Raw genomic sequence first — 7701 nt, 5'->3', positions numbered from 1 at the left:
GCGGGAGGGCGGCGCGGGGGCGGGGGCGAGGGCGGGGGTTCTGGTCCCCCCGCGCCGCGGGGGGGCGGCCGGCCGGCCCGGGTTGGGGGGGGGGGGGGGGGGGGGGGGGGGGGGCGCGGCCGCCGGCCCGGGCCCCCGCCGGGGCCGGGGGGGTGCCCTCGGCCGTGCGGTCGCGCGTCTGCACCGCCGAGGCGTTGTCGCACCCCGCCAGCGCCATCACCGCCAAACCGACCATCATCAGCCCCAGTCCTGTGGCCGCACCCTGTCGCTTGTCAGACGTCATCCTCGCCTCCCCCTTCGGACACCCGCTTGCCGCGAGGTAAGCACAACCTTCATGTTCCTGCAATGTTCTTTTCGGCCGTCTCGACGGCGTCGCCTTGGGCGGCTAGACGAAGGCCATGGACAGCCGCCCTCTCGCAAATCGCAAAATCCTGCTGATCGTCGGCGGCGGCATAGCGGCCTACAAGGCGCTGGAGCTGGTGCGGCTGATCGCAAAGGCGGGGGGCCAGACGCGGGTGATCCTGACCGAATCCGGCGCCGAGTTCGTGACGCCCCTGTCGCTGGCGGCGCTGAGCGGCCATCCGGTGCGATCGGGCCTGTTCCATCCGGACGACGAGACCAGCATGGGCCATATCGAGCTGTCGCGCTGGGCCGATCTGGTGGTCGTGGCGCCGGCGACGGCGGGGCTGATCGCCAAGGCGGCCAACGGGATCGCCGACGACCTGGCTTCGACCACATTGGTCGCCACGGACAAGCGGGTGCTGCTGGCCCCGGCGATGAATGTGCGGATGTGGGAGCATCCGGCGGTCCAGGCCAATATGGAGCGGCTGAAGGCCTTCCCCGGCTTCCACGGCGTGGCCGTGGTGGGGCCGGACGACGGCGAGATGGCCTGCGGCGAATACGGACCCGGCCGGATGGCCGAGCCGGCGGCGATCCTGGACGCGATCCAGGGCCTGCTGGCGGGCGCGGCCGGGCGGCCCCTTGCGGGTCGCAAGGCGGTGGTCACGGCCGGGCCGACCTTCGAGCCGATCGATCCGGTGCGGGGTCTGACCAACCGCTCCAGCGGCAAACAGGGCTACGCCATCGCCGCCGCCCTGGTCGAACTGGGGGCGGAGGTGACCCTGGTGTCGGGCCCGACCGCCCTGGGCGCCCCTGTCGGGGTGACGCGGATCGACGCGGAGAGCGCGCTGGAGATGCAGGCGGCGACGCAAAACGCCCTGCCCGCCGACATCGCCGTGCTGTCGGCCGCCGTGGCCGACTGGCGCGTGGACACCATCGCCGGGGGCAAGATCAAGAAGGGGCCGGGCGGCCCGCCGACCCTGGCCCTGATCGAGAACCCCGACATCCTGGCCGGGATCGCCGCGCCGGGTCCGAACCGGCCGGCCCTGGTGATCGGCTTCGCGGCCGAGACCACGGACCTGGAGGCCAACGCCCGCGCCAAGCTGTCGCGCAAGGGCTGTGACTGGATCATCGGCAACGACGTGTCCGACGACGTCTTCGGCTCGGACGGCAACGCCGTCCTGCTGGTCACCGCCGACAGGACCGAAACCTGGCCGCGCCAGTCCAAATCCGCCATCGCCCGGGCGGTCGCCGCCCGTATCGCCGACCATTTCAAGAGCGTCCAATGACCCAGCCCGTCGCCGTCCAGATCCTGCGCCTGCCCCATGCCGAGGGCCTGCCCCTGCCGGCCTATGAGACGGCGGGATCGGCCGGGATGGACCTGCGCGCCGCCGTGCCCGAGGACCAGCCGATGACCCTGGCGCCCGGCCAGCGCGCCCTGGTGCCCACAGGGCTGAAGATCGCCCTGCCGCTGGGGTTCGAGGCCCAGGTGCGGGCGCGCTCGGGCCTGGCGTTGAAACACGGCATCATCTGCCCCAATGCGCCGGGCACCATCGACAGCGACTATCGCGGCGAGTGCGGCGTGATCCTGGCCAATATCGGCGCCGACCCCTTCGTAATTCGCCGCGGGGAGCGGATCGCCCAGCTGGTGATCGCCAAGCATGAGCGTGCGGACTGGGTCGAGGTCGAGACGCTGGACGAGACCGCACGCGGGGCCGGCGGGTTCGGCTCGACGGGGCGGTAGAAAGACGCGCCTAAACCGGCGGCGCGGTCGTCTGGATCAGGGCGGCCTTGCGGCGGACGTGTTCGCGCCAGGCGGTGTAGAGGCCGCTGGCGGCGATCAGGGCGCCGCCGGCCAGGGTGTTGGCGGTGGGCGTGGCGTGCATCAGCCACCAGCCGAAGATTACAGCGCCGACGATCTGGAGATAGTCGAAGGGCGCGACCACGGCGACCGGGGCCTTTTGCAGCGAGGCGGTCATGAACAATTGGGCCAGGCCGCCGGCGACGCCTGAGCTGATCAGCAGGGCGAAGGTCAGGGGCGAGTGCCAATGGCCGACGAAGGGCAGCAGGATCGCCCCCACCCCGGATGAACCGACGAAGAACCAGAAGACGATGGCGGCGACATGCTCGGTGTCGCGCAACTGGCGAAGGGTGATGGTGACGCTGGCCGTCAGCAGGGCCGCCATCAGGCCGAAACCTATGCCCTCGAGCGGCATGGCGTGACCGCCCCCCGAGACGAACGAAAGGGGACGCATGACGATGACGACGCCGATGAAGCCCACCGCCACGGCGGCCCAGCGGCGCGGCCCCACCGCCTCCTTCAGGATGAAGAAGGACAGGATGGTGGCGAAGATGGGGGCGGTGAAGCTGAGGGTGGTGGCGTCGGCCAGGGGCAGCAGGGTCAGGGTCTGGAAGAGGCACAGGATGGAGACGACGCCCAGGGCGCTGCGTCCCGCATGGGCCCACGGCCGGCGCGTGGTCAGACCGGCGAGGCCGCCCGGCTGGGTCAGCACCCAGGCCAGGACCACGGGCAGGCCGAAGAAGGCGCGGTAGAACAGCATCTCGGGGGCGACCACGCCGTCCAGAGATGCCAGTTTCAGCACCGCCGACATGACGGAAAAGGCGCCTGCCGCCGCGATCCTGAGCGCGATGCCGCGGGCGATGTCCTCGCCGCCGATCCGTCCCGTCATGACGTCCTTTCGATGTTGCGGCGCACTCATAGGCCCGCGTCGCCTTCACGCCCACCCCCGAGGGAGCCTTTCCGCGCGAGCGGCGTTAACCGTGTCGAACCGGCCAAGCTTGACCGGCGCCCGATTGTTTTTGACCCTGCAGGAGTGACGACGTGGAAAATCTGATCGATCAGATCGGCGATTTCCTGAGTGGAATCGCGGGTCTGGCCAGCGCCGGCTTCGACGGCGTCAACCAGGTGATGGGGCTGATCATCGCCATCATCGCCACCCTGCTGATGGTGGACTGGCGGTCGCTGGCCTCGACCGCCCTGGGCGCGACCCTGGTGCATCTGATCGTGCTGGCGGTCTTGCCGGTGCTGAACGGCGGCGAATTCGTCCTGCCGGCGCTTCTGACCGTCGGCTTCTGGATGACGGCCCTGGCCCTGTTCCTGGGCTACGCCATCGTCATCGCCATCTTCTTCTTCATCAAGACCCTGCTGACCGGGACCGCGTTCCGTGGGCGGCGCAGGGTCGTGCACTGATCTTGGTGGGCCTGCTACCCCCAGGTTTCGTCACCCTCTGACTGGGTAATGGCTTCCGCGCTCAAGCCGTGAGCGACCGCGTCGCGAGCGTAGCGCGGCGCGAAGCGCCCTAGACGTCAGGCTTGGCGAAAGCCAAGCACGTCCTGCATGTCGTACAGGCCGGGTCCGCGCGTGCGGACCCAGGCGGCGGCGGCGACGGCGCCCTTGGCGAACAGGGACCGGTCGATGGCCGAGTGGCTGAGGGTCAGGACCTCGTCTTCCGAGGCGAACAGGACCGTATGTTCGCCGATGATGCCGCCGGCGCGGATCGAGGAGAAGCCGATCTTGCCGCTCTCGCGCTCGCCCTGGACCCCGTCATAGGGTTTGGAGCGGATGTCGGCCAGGTCGGTGAACCGGCCCTCGGCCGCGGCCTCGCCCAGCATCAGGGCCGTGCCGGACGGGGAATCCACCTTGCGGCGGTGGTGGGCCTCAGTGATCTCGATGTCCCAGTCCTGGGCGTCCAGACGTTGGGCCGCGTGCTGGACCAGGCCGATCAGGATGTTCACGCCCAGGGAGAAGTTGCCGCTCTTGACGATGGCGATCTTCTCGGCGGCCTTCATCAGCTCGGCCTCCTGCTCCGGGGTGAAGCCGGTGGAGCCGATGACCAGGCTGGGGCCGCCGCGCTCGGCCGCACTCTGCGCCAGGGCGACCGAGGCGTCCGGAGTCGAAAAGTCGATGATCACGTCGCACAGGGAGATGTCGGCGGTTTCGCCCCAGTCGAACCGGGCGGCGACGACCACGTCCTCGCGCGCATCGAGAACCTGGGACACGGCGCGACCCATCCGGCCGCGATAGCCGGAAATGCCGGCGTGGAAGATTGCGCTCAAACCACGTTTTCTTTCGACCCGTCCGCATCCTGATTGCCTAGGATGTCGGCCCAGAAGCGCTTCGCCTTGCCCGCGAAGCTGGAGTTGCGGGGGTTCTGCCCCTCTCCGAACGACAGGGCAAGCTCTTGCAGCAGTTCCTTCTGACGGGCGGTCAGGTCTGTGGGGGTCTCGACGAACAGCTCGACCACCAGGTCGCCGCGCGCGCGGCCGTTCAGATGCGGCATGCCCTTGCCCTTGATCCGGACGGTCTTGCCGGTCTGGGCCCCGGCCGGCACGGCGACGGCGGCCTTGCACTTGCCGTCGCAGGCGTCGGACACCAGGCAGGGGGCGTCGATCTCGCCGCCCAGGGCCGCAACGGTCATGGGAACCGGCACTGTGACCAGCAGGTCCAGGTTGTCGCGCTCGAACAGGTCGTGCGGCGTCACCGACAGGAAGACGTACAGGTCGCCGCGCGGGCCGCCGCGCTGACCGGCGTCGCCCTCGCCCGACAGGCGGATGCGCGAGCCGTCGTCGACGCCGGCGGGGATCTTCAGGTTCAGGGTGCGGGTCTTTCGCACCTGGCCGTGGCCGTGACAGGTCGTGCAGGGGTCGGCGATCATCTGGCCCGCGCCGTGGCAGCGGGGGCAGGTCCGCTCGACCTGGAAGAAGCCGTTGGCCTGGCGCACGCGGCCGGCGCCGTTGCAGGTGGTGCAGGTGACGGGCTTGGTGCCGGGCTTGGCCCCCGAACCTTCGCAGGTCTCGCAGGTCATGGTGGCGGGGATGTCGATCTCGACCTCGGCGCCCTTGTAGGCCTGTTCCAGGCTGATCTCGAGATCATAGCGCAGGTCCGAGCCGCGACGCGGTCCGCCCTGCTGGCCCCGGCCGGCCTGGCGACCGCCGAAGGCGTCCCCGAAGGCGTCGCCGAAGACCTGGGAGAAGATGTCGTTGATGTCGGAGAAGCCCTGCTGGCCCTGGCCGAAGCCGCCGCCCCCGCCGCCGTTCACGCCGGCGTGGCCGAACCGGTCGTAGGCCGCGCGCTTCTGATCGTCCGACAGGACCGTATAGGCCTCGGAAATTTCCTTGAACTGCGCCATCGACTCTTCCGAGCCGCCGTTGCGATCCGGGTGATGGATCATGGCCAGCTTGCGATAGGCCGATTTCAGACCGGGCGCGTCGATTGTCCGTTCGACGCCCAAAACCTCATAATAGTCACGCGCCATAGGGCGTTGGTCCTCATACTTCCCCTGCGGCTCCGTCACGCCTCTGCGGGCGTCAGCGAAGCTGTGGTGTCCCGGCTGACATGGGGGCCGGAACGACTGATGCAAGTTTCATGAAAAGGCCCCGCCTATCGCAAGACAAGCGGGGCCTTATCATTTCGCCGACCTGTTGCCGATCAGGCGCTCTTCTTCTCGTCCGTGTCCGAGACGTCCTCGAACTCGGCGTCGACCACGCCGTCGTCGGCCGGGGCCGCATCGCCTTCGCCGGCGCCCTGCTGCTGGGCGTACATGGCCTCGCCCAGCTTCATCGAGGCCTGGACCAGGCTGTTGGTCTTGGTGCGGATGTCCTCGGCGTCCGTGCCTTCACGGGCGGTCTTCAGCTCGGCCAGACCGGTCTCGATCGCCGTCTTGACGTCGGCCTCGACCTTGTCGCCGTGTTCGGCCAGAGCCTTCTCGGTCGAGTTGATCAGGCTGTCGGCGGCGTTCTGGGCCTCGACCAGATCCTTGCGGACCTTGTCGGCGGCGGCGTTGGCCTCGGCTTCCTTGACCATCTTGTCGATGTCGGCGTCCGACAGGCCGCCGTTGGCCTGGATGCGGATCGACTGTTCCTTGTTGGTCGCCTTGTCCTTGGCCGAGACGTTGACGATGCCGTTGGCGTCGATGTCGAAGGCGACCTCGATCTGCGGCATGCCGCGCGGCGCTGGCGGGATGCCCATCAGGTCGAACTGACCCAGCATCTTGTTGTCCGACGCCATCGGACGCTCGCCCTGGAAGACCCGGATCGTCACGGCCGACTGGTTGTCGTCGGCGGTCGAGAAGGTCTGGCTCTTCTTGGTCGGGATGGTCGTGTTGCGCTCGATCAGGGGCGTGAAGACGCCGCCCAGGGTCTCGATGCCCAGGGTCAGGGGCGTCACGTCCAGCAGCAGCACGTCCTTGACGTCGCCTTGCAGAACCCCGGCCTGAACCGCGGCGCCCAGGGCCACGACTTCGTCAGGGTTGACGCCCTTGTGCGGCTCCTTGCCGAAGAAGGCCTTCACGGCCTCCTGCACCTTGGGCATGCGCGTCATGCCGCCGACCAGGACCACTTCGTCGATGTCCGAGGCCTTCAGGCCGGCGTCGGCCAGGGCCTTCTTGCACGGCTCGATCGTGCGGGCGACCAGGTCGTCGACCAGGGCTTCCAGCTTGGCGCGCGACAGTTTGATGTTCAGGTGCAGCGGGCCCGAGGCGTTCATGGTGATGAACGGCAGATTGACCTCGTACTGGGTCGTGGAGCTGAGTTCCTTCTTGGCCTTTTCGGCCTCTTCGCGCAGGCGCTGCAAGGCGAGCTTGTCCTGGCGCAGATCGACGCCCTGTTCCTTCTTGAACTCGTCGGCCAGATAGTCGGCCAGGCGCACGTCGAAGTCCTCGCCGCCCAGGAAGGTGTCGCCGTTGGTCGACTTCACCTCGAAGACGCCGTCGCCGATCTCCAGGATCGAGACGTCGAAGGTGCCGCCGCCCAGGTCGTAGACGGCGATCTTCTGGCCGTCGTTCTTTTCCAGGCCATAGGCAAGGGCGGCCGCGGTCGGCTCGTTGATGATGCGCAGGACTTCCAGCCCGGCGATCTTGCCGGCGTCCTTGGTGGCCTGGCGCTGGCTGTCGTTGAAATAGGCCGGGACGGTGATGACGGCTTGCGTCACCTTCTCGCCCAGATAGGCCTCGGCGGCTTCCTTCATCTTGATGAGGGTGAAGGCCGAGATCTGTTGGGGCGAATAATCCTTGCCGTGGGCGCGGACCCAGGCGTCGCCGTTCGGGCCCTTGACGATCTCATAGGGCACCATGCCCTTGTCCTTCGCCACGACGGGATCGTCGAAGTTGCGGCCGATCAGGCGCTTGATGGCGAAGAAGGTGTTGGCGGGGTTGGTGACGGCCTGACGCTTGGCGGGCTGACCCACCAGGGTCTCGCCGCCGTCCTGAAGGGCGACCACCGACGGGGTGGTGCGGGCGCCTTCGGCGTTTTCGATGACCTTGGGGTTCTTGCCGTCCATGACGGCCACGCACGAGTTGGTGGTGCCGAGGTCGATGCCGATGATCTTGGCCATGGGCGTTCTAT

General features: G+C 68.6%; 7 protein-coding genes. 3 read left to right on the top strand and 4 right to left on the bottom strand.

The window, feature by feature from the left end:
- Positions 1-398 precede the first annotated feature (398 nt).
- On the top strand, positions 399-1628 hold the full coding sequence (coaBC, locus tag ER13_RS07455) for a bifunctional phosphopantothenoylcysteine decarboxylase/phosphopantothenate--cysteine ligase CoaBC (RefSeq protein WP_035308059.1): 1230 nt from the start codon (positions 399-401) through the stop codon (positions 1626-1628).
- Entirely contained in the window at positions 1625-2083 is a 459-nt protein-coding gene (gene dut / locus ER13_RS07450; protein WP_008261493.1) for a dUTP diphosphatase, read from the top strand. The genes coaBC and dut overlap by 4 nt, the downstream gene beginning before the upstream one ends.
- A gap of 10 nt (positions 2084-2093) precedes the next feature.
- Here dut and ER13_RS07445 read toward each other — a convergent pair whose 3' ends face one another.
- A complete protein-coding gene (locus ER13_RS07445) occupies positions 2094-3029 on the bottom strand; it encodes a DMT family transporter (protein WP_008263122.1) in 936 nt (311 codons plus the stop codon).
- Positions 3030-3181: 152 nt separating this feature from the next.
- On the opposite strand from ER13_RS07445, the gene ER13_RS07440 reads away from it, so the two are divergent.
- On the top strand, positions 3182-3550 hold the full coding sequence (locus ER13_RS07440) for a hypothetical protein (RefSeq protein WP_035308057.1): 369 nt from the start codon (positions 3182-3184) through the stop codon (positions 3548-3550).
- 116 nt (positions 3551-3666) lie between these two features.
- Here ER13_RS07440 and dapB read toward each other — a convergent pair whose 3' ends face one another.
- The 3 genes from dapB to dnaK form a co-directional block, all read right to left on the bottom strand.
- A complete protein-coding gene (dapB, locus tag ER13_RS07435) occupies positions 3667-4416 on the bottom strand; it encodes a 4-hydroxy-tetrahydrodipicolinate reductase (protein ID WP_035308055.1) in 750 nt (249 codons plus the stop codon).
- Positions 4413-5615 carry a molecular chaperone DnaJ gene (gene dnaJ, locus ER13_RS07430; RefSeq protein WP_035308053.1) on the bottom strand — a complete coding sequence of 401 codons (1203 nt, stop codon included), beginning with the start codon at positions 5613-5615 and terminating at the stop codon, positions 4413-4415. Before dnaJ ends, dapB begins: the two co-directional genes overlap by 4 nt.
- A 173-nt stretch (positions 5616-5788) precedes the next feature.
- Positions 5789-7690 carry a molecular chaperone DnaK gene (gene dnaK, locus ER13_RS07425; protein WP_035308051.1) on the bottom strand — a complete coding sequence of 634 codons (1902 nt, stop codon included), beginning with the start codon at positions 7688-7690 and terminating at the stop codon, positions 5789-5791.
- Between the last annotated feature and the right edge of the window lie 11 nt (positions 7691-7701).

The organism is Brevundimonas sp. EAKA, from assembly GCF_000698025.1.
Lineage (GTDB): Bacteria > Pseudomonadota > Alphaproteobacteria > Caulobacterales > Caulobacteraceae > Brevundimonas > Brevundimonas mediterranea_A.
The sequence above is the reverse complement of the archived record's forward strand: the minus strand, read 5'-3'. Positions and strand labels throughout refer to the sequence as shown.

What these genes read in the sequence shown, in the direction of transcription:
- ER13_RS07445 (WP_008263122.1), bottom strand. Translation starts at nt 3,029, where the DNA reads ATGACGGGACGGATCGGCGGCGAGGACATCGCCCGCGGCATCGCGCTC.
- coaBC (WP_035308059.1), top strand. Translation starts at nt 399, where the DNA reads ATGGACAGCCGCCCTCTCGCAAATCGCAAAATCCTGCTGATCGTCGGC.
- dnaK (WP_035308051.1), bottom strand. Translation starts at nt 7,690, where the DNA reads ATGGCCAAGATCATCGGCATCGACCTCGGCACCACCAACTCGTGCGTG.
- dnaJ (WP_035308053.1), bottom strand. Translation starts at nt 5,615, where the DNA reads ATGGCGCGTGACTATTATGAGGTTTTGGGCGTCGAACGGACAATCGAC.
- dut (WP_008261493.1), top strand. Translation starts at nt 1,625, where the DNA reads ATGACCCAGCCCGTCGCCGTCCAGATCCTGCGCCTGCCCCATGCCGAG.